General features: G+C 73.0%; 23 protein-coding genes. 19 read left to right on the plus strand and 4 right to left on the minus strand.

Translation table 11 applies throughout. From position 1 onward, the window contains the following. Positions 1-7 precede the first annotated feature (7 nt). From ACH4F2_RS10580 to ACH4F2_RS10595, 4 genes are all read right to left on the minus strand, one after another. Positions 8-1,699, minus strand: coding sequence for a hypothetical protein (locus tag ACH4F2_RS10580; RefSeq protein ID WP_398132360.1), 1,692 nt, complete (start codon positions 1,697-1,699; stop codon positions 8-10). A gap of 139 nt (positions 1,700-1,838) precedes the next feature. Further along, complete coding sequence (locus tag ACH4F2_RS10585; protein WP_398132313.1) at positions 1,839-2,510, minus strand: lytic polysaccharide monooxygenase; 672 nt, start codon at positions 2,508-2,510, stop codon at positions 1,839-1,841. A gap of 235 nt (positions 2,511-2,745) precedes the next feature. Then, positions 2,746-4,728, minus strand: a complete 1,983-nt coding sequence (locus ACH4F2_RS10590) for a DUF1996 domain-containing protein (RefSeq protein WP_398132361.1) — start codon at positions 4,726-4,728, stop codon at positions 2,746-2,748. 196 nt (positions 4,729-4,924) lie between these two features. Then, on the minus strand, positions 4,925-5,938 hold the full coding sequence (locus ACH4F2_RS10595; RefSeq protein WP_398132314.1) for a zinc-binding dehydrogenase: 1,014 nt from the start codon (positions 5,936-5,938) through the stop codon (positions 4,925-4,927). Between the two features lie 113 nt (positions 5,939-6,051). Between ACH4F2_RS10595 and ACH4F2_RS10600 the strand changes: the two genes are divergently transcribed. The 19 genes from ACH4F2_RS10600 to ACH4F2_RS10690 all read left to right on the plus strand — a co-directional run bounded on the left by ACH4F2_RS10600 (position 6,052) and on the right by ACH4F2_RS10690 (position 20,775). Continuing rightward, a complete protein-coding gene (locus ACH4F2_RS10600; RefSeq protein ID WP_398132315.1) occupies positions 6,052-6,642 on the plus strand; it encodes a TetR/AcrR family transcriptional regulator in 591 nt (196 codons plus the stop codon). A 247-nt stretch (positions 6,643-6,889) separates the two neighbouring features. Then, positions 6,890-7,546: a class I SAM-dependent methyltransferase gene (locus ACH4F2_RS10605; protein ID WP_398132316.1), complete on the plus strand. Its 657-nt coding sequence runs from the start codon at positions 6,890-6,892 to the stop codon at positions 7,544-7,546. Positions 7,547-7,629: 83 nt separating this feature from the next. Continuing rightward, positions 7,630-7,947, plus strand: a complete 318-nt coding sequence (locus tag ACH4F2_RS10610; RefSeq protein WP_398132317.1) for a gas vesicle protein — start codon at positions 7,630-7,632, stop codon at positions 7,945-7,947. Between the two features lie 36 nt (positions 7,948-7,983). Further along, positions 7,984-8,502 (plus strand): gas vesicle structural protein GvpA, encoded by a 519-nt coding sequence (locus tag ACH4F2_RS10615; RefSeq protein WP_398132318.1) that lies wholly within the window; start codon positions 7,984-7,986, stop codon positions 8,500-8,502. After that, on the plus strand, positions 8,499-9,263 hold the full coding sequence (locus ACH4F2_RS10620) for a GvpL/GvpF family gas vesicle protein (RefSeq protein ID WP_398132319.1): 765 nt from the start codon (positions 8,499-8,501) through the stop codon (positions 9,261-9,263). Before ACH4F2_RS10615 ends, ACH4F2_RS10620 begins: the two co-directional genes overlap by 4 nt. Positions 9,264-9,267: 4 nt before the next feature. Continuing rightward, positions 9,268-9,546 (plus strand): gas vesicle protein GvpG, encoded by a 279-nt coding sequence (locus ACH4F2_RS10625; protein WP_398132320.1) that lies wholly within the window; start codon positions 9,268-9,270, stop codon positions 9,544-9,546. Beyond that, positions 9,543-10,082 (plus strand): hypothetical protein, encoded by a 540-nt coding sequence (locus tag ACH4F2_RS10630; protein ID WP_398132321.1) that lies wholly within the window; start codon positions 9,543-9,545, stop codon positions 10,080-10,082. The genes ACH4F2_RS10625 and ACH4F2_RS10630 overlap by 4 nt, the downstream gene beginning before the upstream one ends. Next, positions 10,079-10,969, plus strand: a complete 891-nt coding sequence (locus ACH4F2_RS10635) for an SRPBCC family protein (protein WP_398132322.1) — start codon at positions 10,079-10,081, stop codon at positions 10,967-10,969. The genes ACH4F2_RS10630 and ACH4F2_RS10635 overlap by 4 nt, the downstream gene beginning before the upstream one ends. Positions 10,970-10,987: 18 nt before the next feature. Continuing rightward, complete coding sequence (locus ACH4F2_RS10640) at positions 10,988-11,332, plus strand: gas vesicle protein (protein WP_398132323.1); 345 nt, start codon at positions 10,988-10,990, stop codon at positions 11,330-11,332. After that, a complete protein-coding gene (locus ACH4F2_RS10645; RefSeq protein ID WP_398132324.1) occupies positions 11,329-12,318 on the plus strand; it encodes a GvpL/GvpF family gas vesicle protein in 990 nt (329 codons plus the stop codon). Before ACH4F2_RS10640 ends, ACH4F2_RS10645 begins: the two co-directional genes overlap by 4 nt. Continuing rightward, entirely contained in the window at positions 12,315-12,563 is a 249-nt protein-coding gene (locus ACH4F2_RS10650; RefSeq protein ID WP_398132325.1) for a gas vesicle protein, read from the plus strand. The genes ACH4F2_RS10645 and ACH4F2_RS10650 overlap by 4 nt, the downstream gene beginning before the upstream one ends. Then, a complete protein-coding gene (locus ACH4F2_RS10655; RefSeq protein ID WP_375919498.1) occupies positions 12,560-12,853 on the plus strand; it encodes a gas vesicle protein K in 294 nt (97 codons plus the stop codon). Before ACH4F2_RS10650 ends, ACH4F2_RS10655 begins: the two co-directional genes overlap by 4 nt. A 99-nt stretch (positions 12,854-12,952) precedes the next feature. Beyond that, positions 12,953-14,062 (plus strand): substrate-binding domain-containing protein, encoded by a 1,110-nt coding sequence (locus ACH4F2_RS10660; RefSeq protein WP_398132326.1) that lies wholly within the window; start codon positions 12,953-12,955, stop codon positions 14,060-14,062. 146 nt (positions 14,063-14,208) lie between these two features. Then, on the plus strand, positions 14,209-15,540 hold the full coding sequence (locus ACH4F2_RS10665; protein ID WP_398132327.1) for an extracellular solute-binding protein: 1,332 nt from the start codon (positions 14,209-14,211) through the stop codon (positions 15,538-15,540). A gap of 24 nt (positions 15,541-15,564) precedes the next feature. Beyond that, complete coding sequence (locus ACH4F2_RS10670) at positions 15,565-16,551, plus strand: carbohydrate ABC transporter permease (protein WP_398132328.1); 987 nt, start codon at positions 15,565-15,567, stop codon at positions 16,549-16,551. Further along, positions 16,548-17,411 (plus strand): carbohydrate ABC transporter permease, encoded by an 864-nt coding sequence (locus ACH4F2_RS10675; RefSeq protein ID WP_398132329.1) that lies wholly within the window; start codon positions 16,548-16,550, stop codon positions 17,409-17,411. The genes ACH4F2_RS10670 and ACH4F2_RS10675 overlap by 4 nt, the downstream gene beginning before the upstream one ends. Beyond that, complete coding sequence (locus ACH4F2_RS10680) at positions 17,408-18,439, plus strand: hydroxyacid dehydrogenase (RefSeq protein WP_398132330.1); 1,032 nt, start codon at positions 17,408-17,410, stop codon at positions 18,437-18,439. The genes ACH4F2_RS10675 and ACH4F2_RS10680 overlap by 4 nt, the downstream gene beginning before the upstream one ends. Beyond that, complete coding sequence (locus ACH4F2_RS10685; protein WP_398132331.1) at positions 18,436-20,331, plus strand: DUF2264 domain-containing protein; 1,896 nt, start codon at positions 18,436-18,438, stop codon at positions 20,329-20,331. The genes ACH4F2_RS10680 and ACH4F2_RS10685 overlap by 4 nt, the downstream gene beginning before the upstream one ends. 180 nt (positions 20,332-20,511) lie before the next feature. Beyond that, positions 20,512-20,775: a hypothetical protein gene (locus ACH4F2_RS10690; protein WP_398132332.1), complete on the plus strand. Its 264-nt coding sequence runs from the start codon at positions 20,512-20,514 to the stop codon at positions 20,773-20,775. Positions 20,776-20,785 lie beyond the last annotated feature (10 nt).

Consider the following 20,785-nt stretch of genomic DNA (forward strand, 5'->3'; position numbering starts at 1 on the left):
GGCGCGGTCAGTGGTCCGCAGCGCAGCAGCCGCCCGCACCACCGGTGGCCGGTGCGGTGTCGAGGCGGCAGAAACAGGAGGCCTCGACCGGTACGTCCGCGAGGGCGGTGGCGAGCTTCAACTGCTGTGCCACGATCCGCGCCTGCCCCTCCTCGCCCAGGCGCGCCAGGCACTCGTGGAGTCCGTGCAGGGCCCAGACGTTCCCGGGGTGCTGCAGGGCGCGGGGCAGGGTGTCGTCGAGACCCAGGTCGGCCCGGTAGACCGCCTCGGCCTCGGCGACCCGGCCCTGTTCCAGGAGCAGGGCGCCGTAGGCGTGCCGGGTGGGCTGCATCCAGCCCCACGGTTCGTCGTAGGGGAGGTTGTCGTCCAGTGCGATGGACCGCTCCAGGGCGGCGAAGGCGGCACTGTGGTCACCCTTGCGGTACTCCAGTTCGCCGTCGAGCATGGCGGAGGCGATGGCGAGGATGTCGGCGCAGGTGTTGTTGAACAGGGTGCGGGTCAGCGGCACCCTGGCGGCCGCCTCACGGAACAGGACGCGTTCGGCCTCCGCCTCGGCGACCTTGCCGGTGGCCGAGAGCGCGACCCCCCGGGCGTAGTGGAGCATCGCCGTCGTCACGCAGTACAGACGAGGATCGACGGGCAGCGGCAGCCGGAGGATGTCCGCCCAGCGGCCGAACCGGATCAGGACGTGCACCCGCATGGCCAGGAAGCCTTCCAGCCAGTCGGCCATCGGCGGGCTCTCGACGCGCAGCAGCTCCTCGGGGATGGACGCCTCCAGTTGCGCGGCGGCGTCCAGGGCGACCTCGTACCGGCCGAGGAACATCGCGCCGTAGATCCTGAAGTGGTGGTTGTGCGAGCGGTAGAGCGTGTAGAAGTTCATCGCCCCGGCCCGCGCGCGGTACTTCTCGTCGGCGGCGATCGCGGCGCTGTTGTCCGACACCACGCGCCGGTAGTCGCCGCACAGCACTTCGAGATGGGACGGCATGTGGTTGAGGTGCCCGGCGTCGGGGACCAGGCCGCGCAGCCGGTCGGCGACGGTGAGGGCCGCCTCGGGCGTGGCGGACATCTCCATCAGGTGGATGTAGAGGTGGAGGACGCCGGGGTGCTCGCGGCCGGCCTCGGCGGCCAGGGCCCGGTCGAGGACGGCCTTCGCCTCCAGGGTGCGGGCGCCTTCCGCGGGCAGTCCGGTGCGCAGGTCCCAGAGCTGCCACGGCGTCAGGTTCATCAGCGCGTCGGCATGGAGGGCGGCGACGTCCAGGTCGTCCGGGGCGAGTTCGTGCACGACCCGCATGCTTTCGGCGTACGGCGCGTTCCACACCGAGCAGTCCTCGACGGCGCGCGCCTGCGGGTACCGGGCGCGCAGGGCGCCGATCAGGGCGCGTTCGACCGGGGTGGCCGAGCGGGCCGCCTTCTCGTGGGCGAGTTCGACCGCGGCGTGGGTGCGATCGACGGTCCGCGTCAGTTCCTCGGCGTCGAAGGCCTCCCACGGCTTGTTGTAGTTCGGACCGAGGGCGTAGGCGATGCCCCAGTGGGCCATGGCGCAGTCCGGGTCGGCCGCCGCGGCGGCCTCGAAGCAGGCGACGGCCTCCTCGTGGTGGAACGCGTACGTCCACACCAGCCCGCGGTCGAACCACCGCTGGGCCTCGGGCGACGAGGTCGTCACCGTCCGGCGGTGGGTGCCGAGATCGTAGTAGTCCATGGGGTCCATAGGGTCCATGAGGGGACGTATACCGCACCCCGGGGCGGCTGCGAAGCACGTCGCACGGCCGTCGCACCGACCGGTGTCCCCGCCGGACGCGGCGCGCCCGGCGGGGGTGGGGGGACGGGGGTGGCGTGGATCAGCCGAAGTCGACGTCGCTGCACAGGAAGTACGTCTGGTCCATGTGCGACGCCTGCCAGATCGTGTAGACGACGTGCCGGCCGCTCAGGCCCGAGGTGCTCACCGGGATCTCGTAGTTCTGGCTGGGCGCGTAGCTGCCCGTGGTCGTGACGAGCTGGAGGTCGTCCCAGCCGAGGGGCTGCGTGGCGGGGTCGAAGCCCTGCCGGCTGACGTAGACCTTGAAGTAGTCGGCGCCGTGGCTGGCCTGGTCGTACAGCTTGACGGTGAAGTTGTCGGTGATGTCCGTGGTCTGCCACGCGCCCACGGTGTCGAGGGAGTTGTAGCGACCGCCCTCGGTCCGGCCGCCGCTGCACAGCTGACCGTCGGGGACGACGGCTTCGAAGTCGCCCGCGGAGCCGTTGCGGTACAGGCCGTTCCAGTTCCACATGGCGTTGGTGTTGTCCTGCCAGGCCTGCCAGCACATGGGGTCTTCCTGCGCCATGGCGGGGTTCTGGAAGTCGTCGCCCCAGCGCTGCCAGCAGCCGTAGTTGCGGGAGGCGGGGTCGACGACCGAGCCGTGGGCGACGGCGGTGCCGCTCCAGGGGATCAGGGCGAGCAGGGCCGCGGTCAGGGTGCCGAGGGCGACGGTCGACACCCGCCGGACTCTCTTGGTGCGATCATGACAAGTCATGATGTCCTTCTTTCGCGTGGGGGGACAGGAGGGGGGCCGAGAAACCGGAACTGTCAATGGGAGCGCTCCCAGAGCCTTTCGGAGAACAGGCTGCGCCCGGGCAAACGGAATGGCAATAGTTGAAATGCGCCAGTTCCCGCCGTGCGATGGCGTGTTCGATGCGGTCGTGACGACGGGCGGACGGGGCCTGGGCCCGGGCCTGCCCGACCGTCATCACGACGGCATCACGCCGGTGTCACAGCGCACGCCGCCTGGAGCGGAGCAGCAGCACACAGCCGCCGGCGAGGAGAACGCCTCCGACGGCCGCGGGCCACAGGCCGAGACCGGAACCCGTCTCCGCGAGACCGCCCTGCGTCGCCTGCGGCTCGGTCGCCGGCCCGGCCGCGGCGTCGTCACCACCGCCCGTTCCCTGCGCAGCCCCGGGTAGGGGCGCGGCGCTACTCGCGTCGTCCGGCAGGTCGGCGGCCGGTGTCGTGGCGGCCCTGGGCTCGGCGCTCGAGGAGGCGCCGTCGTCCTGTTCCCGGACTGGGGGCGTGGGCGCCTCCCCGTCGCTCTGTCCGGCGTCGTTCCCTCCGCCCTTCCCTTCGTTCTCTCCGTCGTCCCGGCCGTCCTGCCCGGGGTCCACGGGTGCCGAGGCGGTGGCGGTCTGCCCGGCCGGGGGCTCGGAGGCGTCAGGGTTCCCGGTCGGGTGCTCCTGCGGGTCCTCCGTGGGGTTGCCGGTCGGCTGCTCCTGCGGGTCCTCGCCCTGGCCCGGCTCCGATCCCGGGGGTGTGTCCGGACCGCACTCGCGGCCCCCGTTGATGCAGTCGGCCATCTCCCGCATCAGGTCCTCGTCGAAGACGTTGATGAAGTCACTGTGGTCCGTGACCGGCTTGTGCAGTTGCTCCGGGAAGGAGTCCACGGCGAACAGCGGGACGGTCCTGCCCCCGTCCTGGAGGCTGGGCGCGTCCACGTCGTACACGACGCGCTGGACCAGTCGCGGGATGGCCCGGAACCCGTCGGGGCAGCTGCCGTCGGCGGCGGCGAAGGCCACGTGGGTGCGGTGGTTGGCGCTGTCGGTGTTGCGGCCGTCCCAGCAGCTCTGGAAGGTGAAGGTGCGCACCACGTCACTGCCGGACGGACAGAGCGGGTACTTGTCCTTCAGCTGCCGGTCCTCGAAACCGGTGCAGCTCCAGGAGGCGTTCGCGTTGGTGTTGCCGTTGACGAACGCCTTCGCGTCGCCGGTGATGACGCGCAGCAGACGCGGCATCTCCGTGACCTTGGCGCGCTCGTTGCCCTCGAAGGTCAGTGTGACCTCGGCGGGCGTGACGATCTCGCCGGCGTTGCCCTCGATGCCGCCGCCGGGTGACCCGGCGTCCTGTTCGACGGTGCCGTTCTGGAGCCGGAGCACGGGCCAGTAGTACGAGGACCTGTCGCCCTGGTCGGCGCAGCTCGTGTCGGCGGCGGCCAGGTCCTCGTCGCCGGCGAAGGCGTTGTTGTTCTGGTTGCCGACGTAGTCGTGGAAGTGGTGGGCTCCGTTGCTGACGCCGGGGGCGGCGATCAGGTTGTCCGAGTTGAACAGTCCCTCGGCGTTGACGCCGCAGCTGGTGGCGAAGGAGCCGGTCGAGGCGTTCTTCTGCCGTGCTGTCCCCACGACGTTCGGCTGGACGCCTTTGATGTCGACGTAGTCGGCGGCCACGGGCCCGTTGCCCGCCTGTCCACCGTTGCCGGGCTGCTGCTGCCCGTCACCGGGCTGTCCGTCGTCCCCACCGTCCCCGCTGCTTGCGGGCCCTTCGCCCTCGTCGTCCTGCTGCTGTCGCTGTTGCCGCTGGTCGGGGCTGCCGCTCGGCGCGTCCGCCGTGGCGACCTCTGTGCGGAGCAGCGTGCACGGGGCCAGAGTGTCCAGGCCCTCGGGGCGGTCGCCGGCCTTGCCGATGGCGGCGGCGATGCGCTCGATCGTCCGGGCCCGCTCCTTCCTCAACGGATCGAGGATGGCGACCTCGTCGAGCTTGCCGTCGTCCGCGGTGCGGGCGGCTTCCTGGAGTTGCCGGTAGGCATGGACGATCTGCTCGTCGAGCCGGGCGAGTTCGGTGCCGACGTCCGGCCTCGCCTGCTCCGGGACCGCCGTCAGCCGCTCGCTCAGGTCGGGGCAGTCGACGGTGGCCGCCACACCGGAACTGCCCAGGGGTACGGCGGTGTCGCCGGCCTCGGTGGCGGAGGCGAACACGTTCACGGCCATCAGGCCGCCGCCCCCCAGTATCAGCGCGAAAGCCCCGAAGGTCGCGCGGCGCGTCCCGGTCGGGCGTCTGCGCCTGTTGTGTCCCAAGGCGTGCTCCTGTGTCGTGGCGGACTCGGACATGAAATGCCCCCGGCTCCATACGGAGTCGGGGGCCGGTATGTTCAGTCGCCTCGGGGATTCTCAGGAGTCCCTCACTTCACGGACGCAGGATCAGCCGGATGGGGTCGCCCTCCTTCTTCTCCAGCCGTGCGACCGCCCGGGCGGCCTCGGCCAGCGGCAGCACCCCGCTGACGGAGCCGGAGAAGTCCAGTCGTCCGCCCTGGATCAGCCGCATGAGCTGCGGCAGCGCCACCGGCATGTCGGAGCCGTAGTGGCCGAGGATCCGCTGCTGGAGGTAGCTGAAGCGGGTCCCGTCGGTGATGGTGAGCGGCTTGTCGGTCAGGCCCGCCAGGACGAGCCGCCCCTTGGGCGCGAGGACGGAGACCGCCTGTTCCCGGACGGGCGGCACGCCCGCGAAGTCGAAGGCCGCGGCGAGGCCCGCTCCGCCGGTGGCCGAGCGGACGGTCCGGCGCAGATCCGGGTCGGCGGAGTCCAGGGCGAGATCGGCTCCGGCCGCCAGGGCGCGTTCGCGGGCGACGGGGCTGGGGTCGACGGCCACGACCGGGCAGGCGCCGATGGCCCGCAGCAGCTGCACGGCGTGCACACCGAGCCCGCCGACGCCCCACACACCGACCGCCTCGGCGGGGCGGACGGCACCGGTCTCGGTGATCGCGCCCCACGGCGTGGACACGGCGTCGGGGATGATCGCGCCCTGGTCGAAGGGGACGGCGTCGGGCAGCAGGGTCAGGGCGTCGGCGGCGGACAGGGCGTACTCGGCCCAGCCGCCGTCGTAGTCGACGCCGCGGGTGTAGGTGACGCCGTCGCGCACCTCGCCGGCGTGGAGCACGACCCGCTGCCCGGGCGACCAGGCGATGACGCCCGGGCCGGCCTCGGCGACGGTTCCTGAGACCTCGTGGCCGAGGGTGACCGTGTCGCCCTGGAGCAGCAGCGGGGTGAGGGTGCCGTCGATGAGGTGTACGTCGGACAGGCACACGCCGGCCGCCTCGACCTTGATCAGTACCTCGCCCGGGCCCGGCTGCGGGCGGGGCACCTCTTCCAACCGCAGGGTGCGGCTCGGGACGTGCAGGCGGGCGGCGAGCATCTGCGCCATGACGGGACCTCCTCGGTGCGGCGGCGACCCCGGAGGACCCCCAGCGGTCCATCGCAGGCCGTCTTGCGTTAACGGTACACCCAACGCAGGACGGACTGCTTTAGGCTGGGCCGATGACCTCTCCGGATCCCGTCGCCCCGCCCCTGCGCCGCCGTGGGGAGCGGATGCGGCGGGCCGTGCTCGCCGCCACGATGGACCTGCTGTCCGGCCAGGGTCTCGCGGGCACGACCGTCGGCGCCGTCGCCCGCGCCGCCGGGGTGCACGAGACGTCCCTCTACCGCCGCTGGGGCACCCGCGAGAGCCTGATCCTCGACGCGCTGACCACGGAGCTGGACACCGCGCTGCCGGTCCCGGACACCGGGCTCGTCCGGGAGGACCTGCTGGCCTTCTTCACCGTCCTGGCCCGGCTGCTCGGCACCCCTCAGGGCGAGGCACTGCTGCGGCTGAGCGTCGAGCACGACGACACCCTGGAGGACCGGCGCGGCCCCTACTGGAGCGAGCGCCTCGACCGCGCCGTGCTGATGGTCCGGCGCGGTGTCGAGCGGGGCGAGCTGGCCGCCGGCACCGATGCCGGGCTGCTGATCGAGGCCGTCAGCGGCCCGCTGTTCGTCCGTGCGCTGCTGAGCCGGGCGCCGCTGGACGACGCGCTCGTGCGGAGGCTGGTGGATCTGGCTCTGGACGGCGCCCGGATCCGCGGAGGGTGAGCGTCCGGCCTCACGCCTGCCGGGAGTACCGGCCGCGGGTCCCGGCTCTCGCGGGGTACGGCGGGCGCGGAGCAGGTTGACGTACTGGCCCGAGGACGGCGGCGCGCAGGACGGGGGCCGGCGGGACGAAGGCGGGCAGGACGGCGGACGAGGGCCCGTCGCGTCGCCCGAAGGGCCCCTTGTCGGCGCCCCTTCACGGTGCAACGATGCTCGCGGTTCCGGCCCGCCACCAGACGAGGGGACCGTCGTGACCGACGAGCAGCAACGGCCGCCGGCCGCCGCCGTGTTCGACGCGCTGGGCGTCGAGTACGAGAAGGCGTTCGCCGGCTCGAGCACGCACCGGCGCTCGCTGGAGTGGCTGCTCGAGCGGCTCGCGCCGGGCAGCCGGGTGCTGGACGTGGGCAGCGGCACGGGCCGGCCCACCGCCGAGACCCTGGCGGGGGCCGGGCACGACGTGCTTGGCGTCGACGTCTCCCCCGTCATGGTGGATCTGGCGACGCGGCAGGTACCGGCCGCGACGTTCCAGTGCGCCGACGTCCGTGACGTACCGCTCGCCGACGGCTCGTTCGACGCGGTCTGCGTGTACTTCTCGCTGCTCCAGCTGGACCGGCGGGAGCAGGCGGACCTGGTCCGGCACCTGGTGCGGGTGCTGAAGCCGGGGGGCTGGCTGGTCCTGGCCACCGTGCCGCTGGACGTGGAGGGCGTCGACGCCACCTTCATGGGCTTGCCGGTACGCGTGACCAGCTTCACCGCGCAGGGCCTCACCGCCGTGGCCGAGGAGGCCGGCCTGGAGGTGCTGGCGCAGGAGGCGACGCTGTTCACCCCGGCCCACCCGGACGCGCGGCCGGAACCGCACATCTTCCTGCACTGCCGGCGCCGGGCCGCCACCGCGCCGGGCGCCTGACACCCGCGGGCGGGCAGGCGTCGCAGCCCCGGATGGGGTAACTGCACACGCGCGGACCGGATTCCGCGGCCAGAGTGGGCAGCATGACAGAACCTGGCGAACGGCGGCGCGGCACGACTTCCACGACCACGCGCGAGCGTGCCGTGCGGGGTGCCCGGGACGCCGCCCAGCGCGCCGCGGACGCCCTGTCCGAGCTGATCCGGCATCGCCTGGAGGGGGTCTGTGCGGTGAGCCGCAGCGAGGACGACGGCTGGATCGTCAGCGTGGACGTGCTGGAGGTGGCACGCATCCCCGACACCACCAGTCTGCTCGCCACCTACGAGGTCGAGCTGGACCCGGCGGGCGACCTGCTCCAGTACCGCAGGGTCGCCCGCTACCGGCGCGGTGCCCAGGACCAGTGACCGTGCCGCGAGGCCCGCACCCGGAAGGACCACCGCATGATCACCTACGACGACGAGGTCGTCTGCGCGCCCCGCGCCGGAACCCTCTACGACGTCCTGGAACTCATCCTCGACCGCGGCATGGTGATCGACGTCTTCGTACGCGTCTCCCTGGTCGGCATCGAGATCCTCAAGGTGGACGCCCGCATCGTGGTCGCGAGCGTCGACACGTACCTGCGGTTCGCCGAGGCCTGCAACCGCCTGGACCTGGAGCACGACGTGCGCTCCAAGACCGTTCCCGAGATGTTCGGCAGCCCGGTCGCCAAGACCATAGGCAGGGCGGGCGCCAAGCGGACGGCGCGCTCCCTGAGCGACAAGGTGCGGGACATCCTCACGCCCGAGGAGGAGGCCCAGGACGAGGGAGTCCTCCCCCGCGAGCGCGAGCACACCCGCGAGCGCACGGAACGCGCCCGGGACCCGCAACGGCCGCGCAGCCGGCCTGCCGCACGCACCCGTGACGAGGACGACCGCCCGCGCAGCCGGCCCCGCCGGCGCACGGAGACGGAGGACGAATGACCGCGCCGGCCACCGCCACGACCACCACCGCCCCTCCGAAGGCCCTGTACGTCTACGGCATCACCCCCGCCGGTGTCCGTGCCCCCCGTTCCCTGGGGGTCGACGGCGCCCCGGTACGGCTGCTGACCGGGTCCGGCCTGTGCGCGGCGGTGTCGGCCGCCCCGGCACGGCTGAGGCCCCGGCGCCGCGACCTCCTCGCCCATCAGGCCGTACTGGACGAACTGGCGGCACAGGGGCCGCTGCTGCCCATGCGGTTCGCGGTCCTCAGTCCCCGAACGGACGTCCTGCTCTCCCAGCTTCGGTCCGACTCGGCACACTTGACACGACAGCTCGACGACGTGCGGGGTTGCGTCGAGTTCAACGTCAAGGGAGCGGTCGTGCCCGGCCACTTCGCCGAACTGGTGCGCCGGGACGAGAGCCTGCGGGATCTGGCCCTGCGGACGCGACGCCGGCCGGACTACGAGGCCAACGTCCGCCTCGGTGAGGTGCTCGCCCGCGGTGTCCGCCGCGAGGCACGGCGAGCGGCCCGCGACGTCCTCGACCGCCTGACCCCGCTCGCCGTGCGCACGGTGCAGGGTCCGACCGACGACGAGTGCGTGCTGAGCGCGTCCTTCCTGCTGCGCTCCACCGACGAGCGGCGGTTCCGGCAGGCGGTGGAGGCGCGGGCCCTCGAGTACGGGGACCGGCTGGCGCTCAGCGTGACCGGGCCCCTGCCCTGTTACAGCTTCGTCGACCCGTCTCCCGCGCCGGCCGGGCGGTGACACGGTGGGCATCCTGAGCGGTCTCCTGCTGCTGCCCCTCGCCCCGGTGCGCGGCACGGCGTGGATCGCCGACCACCTGCTCCAGGAGGCCCGGCGCCAGACCCACGACCCGCGTGCCGTCCAGGCGCGTCTGGCCGCGCTCAACCGGGCTCTGGACGAGGGCGTCATCGACGAGGCGGCCTTCGAGCGGGAGGAGGAGCGCCTGCTCACCCTCCTCGAACGCCCGTCCCGGCCCGTCGGCCGCACGACAACCACGAATCCAGCGCAGAGAAGGCACGTATGAACGACAGCAAGGCTGCCATGGCGGCGGCCGTGGCGGGCGGATACCTCCTGGGCCGTACCAAGAAGGCCAGACTGGCGTTCGTGGTCGGCTCCTACCTCGTGGGCCGGCGCATCGCTCCGGCCCCCGGCCGAGTGCTGACCCAGGGCCTGGCCGGCCTCCGGCAGACCCCGCAGTTCCAGGAACTGACGGACCAGGTGCGCGGCGAGCTGCTGACCGCCGGACGTGCGGCCGTCACGGCCGCGGCGAACCGCAGGCTCACCGGTCTCGCGGACACACTCCGCGACCGCACCGACGCCCTCACGGGCGCGGGCGGGTGGGAGGACGGGGACGGCTCGCACGAGCGCGACGGCGGCCACAAGCCCGACCGCGACGGCGGCCGTGACCACGGCCGCGGCTACGGCGGCACTCCGGACGAGGACGCCTACTTCGACGACGAGGAGCGGAGGGAGGACCGCGATCCCGCCCCCGCGCCGCCCCGGCGTACGGCGAAGAGGACCACGGGTTCCGGCGGTAGGCGCGGAGGTGTGCGCCGATGACCCCCACCCGGCAGGAGAACGGGGCGCCCTCCCCCCTCGGCGACCTCAAGGACGCGCTCGGCGGATACCTCGCCGCCACGGGGCACAGCCTCGTGGGCAAGGCGGGGGAACGGATCGGCGGACTGACGGAACGGCTGACCGAGTCCGCCGACGACCGTGGTGCCAAGGACCGCGGTGGCGCGCGGGGCGGGGCAGGCGGCGGCAGCGTCAAGGCGACGCACATCATGGAGACCGTCGACATCGGCGTCCCCCTGCGCACCGTCTACGACCAGTGGACGCGGCTCCAGGACTTCAGCGGCTTCACCAAGGGCGTCCGCAGCGTCAGCACCGACGACGAGGTGACGTCGAACTGGAACGTCAAAGTCGGTCCCTCGAGCCGCAGTTGGAAGGCGACCGTCCAGGAACAGGTCCCCGACGAACGGATCGTCTGGACCTCCGAGGGCGCCAAGGGCAGCACGAGCGGCGCGGTCACCTTCCACGAACTGGCGCCCCGGCTGACCCGGGTGGTCGTCGTCGTCGAGTACTACCCGGCGGGCTTCTTCGAGAAGACCGGCAACCTCTGGCGCGCCCAGGGCCGCCGGCTGCGGCTGGACCTGAAGCACTTCGCACGGCACGTGACCCTGACGGGCGACGAGGAAGTGGAGGGCTGGCGCGGAGAGATCCGCGAAGGCGAGGTCGTCAAGAGCCACGAGGAGGCGCTGGAGGAGGAGAACACCGGCGCCGCCGACTACGAGGACGAGTACGGGGACGAGGACGAGGAGCACGGCGACGGTGCGAAGGAGGACGCAGAGGACGAGGAAGGTGAGTACGACGACGAGGACGAGGACCATGAAGACGAGTACGAGTACGACGACGAGGACGACGAACGTGTCCGCCCGGATCGCTGACCCCGTGGGGAGTACGCGGTGACGGACGTCGACCACCGGTACGCGGGCCCGGACACGCAGCCCTACGCGCCCGTCACCGGCAACCTCGCCGACCTGCTCGAACGGGTCCTCGACAAGGGCATCGTCATCGCCGGCGACATCAAGATCGACCTGCTCGACATCGAACTGCTCACCATCCGGCTGCGGCTGTTCATCGCCTCGGTGGACACCGCGAAGAAGGCCGGCATCGACTGGTGGGAGACCGACCCCGCGCTGTCGACCCGGGCCGCGAGGGACGCGCTCGCCGAGGAGAACGCGCACCTGCGGGCCCGGCTCGACGCCTTGGAGGGGGTCGGCGAGGAGACTGCGGGAGCCGCCCGGTGAGCGCGCCCACGGCCGGGCCGGCGGAACCCGGCTTCGTCTGCGCGTTCGCTGTCACCCGCACCCCGCCGGACGTCGCCACGCTGGCCGCGGTGACCGGCCACGAGGAGGGCGGCCGGCTGCGTGTGCTGCGCGCGGGAGGACTGTGCCTGGTCGTGCAGGACGTCCCCGCGGCGCTGTTCGACGAGGAGGCACTGGCGGAGCGGCTGGGCCGGCCCGACGATCTGGAACGCTGCGCCCGTGCCCATCACCGGGGCGTCGAGGCCGCGGCCGGGCGGGGGCCCGTCGTGCCGCTGCCGATGGCGACCCTGTACCGCGGCGACCGGAACGCGGAGCAGGCCATCGTCTCCCGGGAGGCGGTGCTGGGCACGCTGCTCGACCGCCTCGGGGGGCGTACGGAATGGGCGGTGAAGGTGCACGCCTCCGAGGGCGCGAAGGACGCCGCCGGTGCCGGTGCGTCCGCCGCTTCCGGGTCCGGCGTCGTCGCCGGTGCCGGGGGACGCGCCTACCTCAGCCGGGCCAGCGCGCGTCGGCGTGACCGGCAGGACGCGCACGGGAGGGCCCTGGCCGAGGCGGACGCCGTCGACGCGGAGCTGCGGCGGTACGCCGTGGCCGCGACGCGGCACCGCCCGCAGAGCGAGCGGTTGACGGGCCGGCGCGCCCCGCAACTGCTCAATGCCGCCTACCTGGTGGAGGACGCGGAGCGCACCGTCTTCACCCGCGCCCTGGCCCGGCTCGCCGCCGACGGCCGGTATCCGGCCGTGGAGGTCAGTGCCTCGGGCCCGTGGATCCCGTACTCCTTCGCCCGCTGGGACGAGGACCCGGACGCCACGGAACCCGACCGCACGGAAGCCGACCCCATCGGACCGGGCAGGGCCGGTCCCGACCGCGCCGGACCTGGCCGCACGGGACCCGACCCCACCGGACCGGGCCGCACGCATGAGCACCGCACGGAAGAGGACCGCACCGGACAGGAGGTCCGCACATGACCGCCCCGGACACCCGCACGCCGGGCCCGGCGCCCGTGCCCTGGGGCGGTCCGGAGCCGTACGCACCGATCGGGGTGCCGCTGGTCGACCTCCTGGACCGGGTGCTGGCGACCGGTGTCGTCGTCAGCGGGGACCTGGTCCTGGCCATCGCCGACGTGCCGCTGGTGCGGATCTCGCTGCACGCCCTGCTGTCGTCGGTGAACGAGCGGATGCCCGCCCCCTGGCCGGACAGCGGACCGCTGTGACCGCGCCCCGGGCGCACGCCCTCGACCTGGACCCCGAGCGGGTCACCAACGACCTGGCCGCTCTGGTCCTGACCGTCGTGGAGCTGCTGCGGCAGCTCATGGAACGCCAGGCCGTGCGCCGCTTCGACGAGGGCACGCTGAGCACGGAGCAGGAGGACCGGCTCGGCACGGCACTCATGCTGCTCGACGAGCGTATGGACGACCTGTGCGCGCAGCACGGCCTGAGCCGCGGCGACCTCAACCTCGATCTGGGGCCGCTGGGACCGCTCCTCGCGGACCCGGAACCGTAGGGGCCGCACGCCGGGCCGGAAGGCGGCGCACACCCGGGACGAGCGATCGCTATGATGACGGCAATCGCTCAAACGAACATTCTCGGGTGGGGAGCGCTGATGCGGGAGCCGGTCGATCTCAGGCGCCAGCGGATTCTGGCGGCGGTCCAGGCGCGCGGTACCGCGCGGGTGCGCGATCTCGCCGACGAGTTGCAGGTCTCCGTGGTGACGGTGCGCCGTGACGTGGAGGAGCTGACGCGGGAGGGGCGGTTGCGGCGCGGCCACGGTGTCGTCCGTTCCACCCTGCCCGCCGCGGAGGCGCCCGCCGAGGTGGAGCCCGCCGACGCGGCCGCGGCGGGCGGCGACCGGGTGGCCGTGGTGGTCCCGGTGCGGCACTCGTACCTCAACGAGGCCATGCACGGCGCCCGCACGGTCCTGGAGGAGGCCGGCGTGCGCATGGCCCTGCACCTCGCGCCCCAGGCGCCGGGCACCGAACGTCCACTGGTGGAGCGGGCGTTGGCGGACGGGGCGCACGGACTGCTGATCGCCCCCCGCTGGCGCGGCCGGGCCGAGGAGGAGGCCGACCACGAGTGGCTCGCGGCGCTCGGGGTGCCGACGGTGCTGATGGAGCGCCGCCCGTGGCGCGGCAGCGCGCTGCACGCCCTGGACTCGGTCTGCTCGGACCACTGGTACGGCGCGCATCTGGCCGTGGAGCACCTGGTGGGGCTCGGTCACCGGCGCGTCGTGTTCGCCACGCGCCACGACAGCCCCACCGCGCGCTCGCTGCGTGCCGCCTTCGCCGAGATCGCCGAGGCGCATCCCCTGGTGGAGCAGTGGGCGTGGACGCTTGTCGCACCGGAGGCCGGGGGTGACGGGCCGTACTCGGCGGACGAGACGGCCGAGTTGCCGGCACTGATGCGCAAGGTGGGCGCGACGGCCATGGTGCTGCACGGCGACGTGGACGCGCTCATGATCGTCCAGCGGTTGGCGGAGGAAGCGGTACGCGTGCCGGAGGACTGCTCGGTCGTGGCGTACGACGACGTCGTGGCCGGGCTCGGCTCGCCGCCGCTGACGGCCGTGTCGCCACCGAAGACCGAGGTCGGCCGCATGGCCGCGGAGCTGCTGCTCCAACGGCTGTCCGAGACGCCCGGCAGCCGGCCCGGCCGGCGCGTCGAGCTGCTGCCGCGACTGATGGTGCGGGGATCGACGAGCCGCATGAACGAAGCCTGAACAAAGTCGGATGGCTCTGATCGTTTGAGCGTTTTATTTTCTTCTGATCGATCTATTGACCGTTTGAGTCAGGGCGTTCAGGATTCCCGTGTCCCGAACAGTCGGGTCCGCACCCACGCGGACCCGCAGGAGCCGCGGGAGGCGCCATGCCCGGACGACCCAGCCGTCGGTCCGTGCTCGCCGCGATGGCCGCCGTACCCCTGACAGGAGCCGTGAGCGCCTGCAGCGGGGGGAACGGCGCATCGTCGGCCCGTACGGGCACCACCACGCGCATCACCTTCTGGTCCGCGCTGCGCGGCAGCCAGGAGGTGGTCGACGCGTTCAACCGCACGCACCGGAACATCCAGGTGGAGTTCCAGCAGATCCCCTCCGGAGGGCAGGGCGGCTACGCCAAGCTCAGCAACGCCGCCCGGGCCGGGAACGCGCCCGACGTCGCCACCATCGAGTATCCGCAGGTGCCGGGGTACGCCATCGACGGCGTCGCCCGCGACATCACCGACCTGGTCGGCGACGGCCTGCGCCGCAAGCTGCTGCCGCAGGCGCTCGGACTGACCACCTTCGAGGGCCGGGTGTTCAGCGTGCCGCTCGACGTCGAGCCCATGGTCATGCACTACCGAGCCGACCTGTTCGACCATCACGGACTGAAGGCGGCACGCACCTGGGACGAGTTCGCCGAACAGGCCGCGACCGTGCACCGCAAGGCGCCCGACCGGCGGCTGGTGCTGTTCCCCAGCGACGGGATGACGCAGTTCGCCGCGTACGCCTGGCAGGCGGGCGCCCGTTGGTTCGACACCTCGCGCGGCGCCTGGAACGTCTCCCTCGCCGACGCGCCCTCCCGGCGGGTCGCGGACTACTGGCAACAGCTCATCGACCGGGACGACGTCTTCATGAACGCCGTCGAGAGCAGGCAGTCCGACGCGCAGATCGGCAACGGCCTGGTCCTGACCCGGCTGAGCGGCGCCTGGGACGCCGGCGCGCAGATGAACGCACGGCCGGGGCAGAAGGGCCAGTGGCGGATCGCGCCGCTGCCGCAGTGGGACACCGACGGCCCGTCCGCCGGCACCCACGGCGGGTCGACCTTCGCGGTGACCAAGGACAGCCGGCACCCCGAAGCCGCCATGGAGTTCATCGAGTGGCAGGTCTCCCACCCCGACGCCCTGCGCGCCCGCCTCTCCAGCGGCACCAGCAGCCAGTACCCGGCCGCTCCCGGCCTGGTCTCCGTGGGCCGCGACGCCTTCGACCGGTCGTACTACGGCGGACAGGACGTCTACACCCTGTTCGAGCAGGAGGCCGAGAAGATCGGCGAGCAGTGGGTGTGGGGTCCGCGGATGAGCGCCACCCAGAAGGTCATGCAGGACTCCTTCGCCCGCGTCGGCGCCGGCCAGGGCTCCCTCGTCGAGTCCCTGCGCACAGCGCAGGAGGGCACCATGCCCGACCTCAAGGCCCTCGGCCTGTCCACCACCCAGCACAGCACCTGAGCCGACGAAAGGCAGGTGACACCCATGACCACGACCACCCGGCCCCGGGTGCCGGCCGGCGCGTCCCGCGCCACCGCCCCGGTGTCCTCCGTGTCCGGCCTGCGCGCCCGCAGAGCGGCGAAGCGCCGGCAGCTGACCGCCGCCGGCGTCCTCATGACGCCGTTCTTCGCCCTGCTGGTCACCGTCTTCCTGATCCCCGTCGGCACGGCCGTCTACCTCAGTTTCTACAGCGACGACCAGCCCGGCCTCGGGTTCGGCCCCGAGCGCACGGTCTTCGTCGGACTGCGCTCGTACGCCGCCGTGCTCACCGACCCGACCTTCCTCGGCGGGCTCGGCACGGTCGCCCTGTACTGCCTGATCTACATCCCGCTGATGGTCGTCGGCGCGCTCGCCCTGGCCCTGCTGCTGGACTCCGGCGTGGTCCGGCTGCGCGCCTTCGCCCAGCTCGGGCTGTTCCTGCCGCACGCGGTGCCCGGCATCATCGCCGCGCTGATCTGGCTGTACCTGTACACGCCCGGTATCAGTCCGGTCATCGAACTGTTCGCCCAGGGCGACATCACGATCGACTTCCTCGGTGTACACACGGTGGTCCCGTCCATCGTGAACATCGCCCTGTGGAGCAACCTCGGCTACAACATGGTGGTCTTCTACGCCGCCCTGCAGGCCGTGCCCCGCGAGGTGATCGAGGCGTCCGTAGTGGACGGCGCCGGGCCGGTGCGCACGGCGCTCCAGGTGAAGACGCCGCTGGTGCGGGCCTCGATCGTCATGGTCGCCATCTTCACCCTGATCTGGGCGCTCCAGCTCTTCACGGAGCCGATGCTGCTCAGCCAGTCCTCCCCCATGATCAGCTCCCGGTTCTCACCGAGCATGTACATCTACGACGCGGCCTTCACCCGCAACAACTACAGCCTCGCGGCCGCCGCCTCGGTCGTCCTGCTCGTCTGCACCATCGCCCTGTCCTACGGCGTCACCCGCTTCACCGGCCGCGCCGACGCCGAGGAGGCCCGATGAGCGCCACCGACAGCTCCCTGCTCCGCCCGAAGATGCTGGGCCGTGCGACGGTCAACGTGGTCGTCGCGATCTCCGTCCTGTACACACTGCTGCCCGTCCTGTGGCTGGTACTGGCCGCCTCGAAGGACCGGGACGCGCTGTTCAGCAGCGACCTGCTGTCCCTGAGCGACTTCTCCTTCGCACAGAACCTCCGGGACCTGTTCGCCATGGACGGCGGACTGTACGGCCGCTGGTACGTCAACAGCCTGCTGTACGCCGTGCTGGGCGCGGCCGTCGGCGCGCTGGTGAGCGTCGCCTGCGGCTACGCCTTCGACAAGTACAGCTTCCGGCACAAGGAGAAGCTGTTCGGCCTGGTACTGGCGGCGGTCATGGTGCCGCAGACGGTCCTCGCGCTGCCGCTGTACCTGATGGCGTCGGAGGCCGGCCTGGTCAACACCTTCTGGGCGGTGTTCATCCCGGTGCTGTTCAACCCGTTCGGCGTCTACCTCGGCCGTATCTTCGCGCGGGGCTACGTGCCCGACGAGGTGCTGGAGGCGGCGCGGGTCGACGGGGCGGGCGAGCTGACCACGTACGCCCGGGTGGCGCTCAGGATGCTGGGCCCCGGCCTGATCACCGTCTTCCTCTTCCAGTTGACCGCCATCTGGAACAACTTCTTCCTGCCCATGGTGATGCTGTCCGACCAGGACCTGTATCCCGTCAGTCTCGGCCTGTACCAGTGGAACAGTTCGGCGTCCGTCTCGCCGGAGTACTACCCCGTGGTGATCATGGGTTCGCTGCTCGCCGTACTGCCGCTCATCCTCGCCTTCGTGCTGCTCCAGCGTTTCTGGCGCAGCGGCCTGACCGCCGGAGCCGTCAAGTGACCCCGCACGCCCCAGGACCCGGCTTCCGGCCCCGTGCCGCCGTGGCCATGTCCCCGGACGCCGCCTCTGCCGTCCTCGACCCGCAGTCGCTCGGCGCGTTCCGCCGGGTCTGCGACCTGGCACCGTTCCCGGTGCTGGACGACCTGACCACACCGCGGGCCGGATCCGTACTGGCGGACGTCGACCTGCTGATCACCGGCTGGGGCTGCCCGCCGCTGGACGCCCGGGTGCTGCGGGCGGCGCCGCGGCTGCGGGCCGTGGTGCACACGGCGGGCAGCGTCCGCGGGCACGTCACCGACGCGTGCTGGGAGCGGGGTGTCGAGGTCTCCTCGGCCGCCGCGGCCAACGCCCTGCCGGTGGCCGAGTACACGCTCGGGATGATCCTGCTGACCGGCAAGCGGGTACTGGAACGCGCCCGCGACTTCCAGGTCTCCCGGACCCGCGGCAACTGGCTGCGCACCCCGCGCAGCATCGGCAACCACCGCCGCACGGTCGGCATCCTGTCGGCGTCGCTGATCGGCCGGCGGGTCGTCGAGCTGCTGAGGCCGCACGACATCGACGTCCTGCTGCACGACCCGTACGTGAGCGACGCGGACGCCGCCGAACTGGGCGTCGAACGCGTCGAGCTGCCGGAGCTGTTCGCCCGCTGCGACACCGTCAGCGTCCACACCCCGCTGCTGCCCACGACCCGCCGTCTGGTCGGCCGTTCACTGATCGACGCGATGCCGGCCGACGCGGTGCTCATCAACACCTCGCGCGGTGCGGTCATCGAGCAGGAGGCGCTCACCGACGCGGTCCTGGCGGGCCGGATCCGGGCGGTGCTGGACGTCACCGACCCCGAGGTGCTGCCGCCGGACCACCCGCTGTGGGACTGCGAGAACGCGCTGATCACCCCGCACCTCGCCGGCTCCGAGGGCAACGAGTGGCGCCGCCTGGCGGACCTCGCGCTCGCCGAGACGACCCGCTGGGCTTCCGGTGCCGGCTTCCTCCATCCCGTACGACGCGAAAGGCTGGCGTTCCTGGCATGAGCATCCCGTTCGAACTGCCCACCGAGGACCGTGCGCTGAGCCCGTACACCGGCTACACCCGGGCACACTGGGAGGCCGTCGCCGACGGGCTCCTGTGGGCCGCGTGGCGCTGGAGCACCCCCGGCTGCGCCCTGCTCGACCTGCCGGGGCGCCCCTCCCGCTCGGGCGTGCGCTCCGACGGACTGGAGGGCTTCGCCCGGACGTTCCTCGCGGCGGCCTTCCGCGTCGCGGGCGCCGACGGCGACGACCCGCACGGCTGGCTGGACCGCTACGCGCGGGGCCTGGCCTCGGGCACCCGCTCCCCCGGTCGCGACGACACCGAGTCCTGGCCGCTGATCCTCGACCACGACGTCCAGGGCCAGCCCATGGTCGAGTCGGCGTCGGTCGCGCTCGGGCTGCGGCTCACCGCGCCGTGGCTGTGGAAGCACCTCGACCCCGGTGTCCAGGACCGGGTGGAGGAGTGGCTGCGCGGGGCGCTGCGGCACGTCCCGGCGCCGAACAACTGGTACCTGTTCCCGTACACGGTCGCCGGGTTCCTGGAGTCGGTCGGCCGCGGCGACGCCGGGACGGCGGCGGCACGGGAGCGGGCCCTGGAGCTGATGGAGGGCTGGTACCGGGGCGAGGGCTGGTACGCCGACGGCGACGGACGCGCCTTCGACCACTACAACGGCTGGGCGCTGCACCTGTACCCGGTGCTCGACGCCCACCTCTGCGGCGACACCGCGCAGGCCGCCCGGTACGGCGACCGGCTGCGCACACACCTCGAGGGCTTCGCGCTGATGTTCGGCGCGGACGGAGCGCCGCTGCACTACGGCCGCTCGTTGTCGTACCGTTTCGCCGCCTCCGCCGCGGTGGGGCTGGGCGCGGTGACCGGGCACACGCCGCTGGCGCCGGGTGCCTCACGGCGGCTGGCGAGCGGCAGTCTGCGCTACTTCCTGCGGCGCGGCGCGCTGACCGACGACGGGCTGCTGAGCCTGGGCTGGCACGGCCCGCACGAGGCCACCCTGCAGCCGTACTCCGGCCCGGCCTCCCCCTACTGGGCGTCCAAGGCGTTCGTGTCGCTCCTCGCCCCCGCCGGCCACCCGTTGTGGACGGCCACGGAGCAGGCCGCGCCGGTGGAGGAGGCCGACCGGGTGCTGGCCCTGTCCGCACCCGGACTGCTGGTGCAGGCGACGAGCGGGGACGGGATCGTACGGCTGCACAACCACGGCAGCGACCATGTCCGGCCCCACGAGGGCGAGTCGGCCGCCGAGGACGACCCGCACTACGGGCGGCAGGCCTACTCGACCCGGACCGGCCCCACGGCGCCCGGGAACGTCGCCGACAACCACCTGTCGGTGGAGGTGAACGGCCGACGCAGTGTGCGGCGTCGCGTCCACCCCCTCGGCGCGGGGCAGGGCGACGGCTGGGGCTGGGCGGCGTCCTGGCACCGGCCCGCCTTCGCCGGCGGGCCGCCGATGGTGCCGGGGTTGCGGGTGGAGAGCGTGACGGTGGCCCGGGGGCCGTACGAGCTGCGGGTGCACCGGGTGGTCGGGGCGCCGGCCGGCGCACGCCTCACGCACACCGGTTGGGCCACCGGCCCGGAGGAGCCCCTGGTCTCGGCGCTGCACGGTCTGCACGGCTGGCGCCCCGAGCCGGAGACCGTCCGCGCCCCGCAGGGCACCGCCTACGCGCCGTGGGCCGAGCTGCCCCGGCTGTCCGGCGACGCGGGCGGCACCTCCCTGCACGTCTGCCTGGCCGCGCTCAGCGGTGAACCGGGCCCCGGTCCGCTCGCGGAGGCGGTCACGGCGGTCGTGGCCGGTGATGCAGGCGTCGAGGTGGTCTGGGCGGACGGCGGTGGACGCACGCGGGTCTCGTTCGGACCGGTGGCGGTGACGCACGCGGTGGGGTAGGGCGTCCCGGCGCGAGCCGTGGTCCGCGCACGCGGTGGGCCGCGTCGCCGCGCGAGCCGTGGCCTTCGAGGGCCCCGACCGGCACCCCGGTCGGGGCCCTCCCCCGTGCGCACGCCTCCGGTGGCGCCCCGCCTTTGGCCCGGCGACGCTGGTACGGCACCGGTGAGAAGGAGCTCCTCCATGCGCCAGTCGTCGTGGGTCGTGATCGCGGCCCTGGCCGTCTCGGTGCCGTGCGCCGCTCCGGCCAAGGCCGCCGTGCCCCGCGCCCCGCACCTTCCGGGCGACGTGCCTGCGACCGGGTGCGGCCGGGGAGTCGCAGCGGTCGTCGTCCCGGCGGACGGCGAGGGGACGGCCTCCCGCGCGGCACGTCGCCCGGGCGGCACCCACGACGGGGAGACCGTCACCCGAGCCGGCCGCCTCCGTTCCCCGGCGCCCATGCCTTGAGTCCCGAACG

Source organism: Streptomyces sp. NPDC017890 (genome assembly GCF_044328675.1).
Classification (GTDB): domain Bacteria; phylum Actinomycetota; class Actinomycetes; order Streptomycetales; family Streptomycetaceae; genus Streptomyces.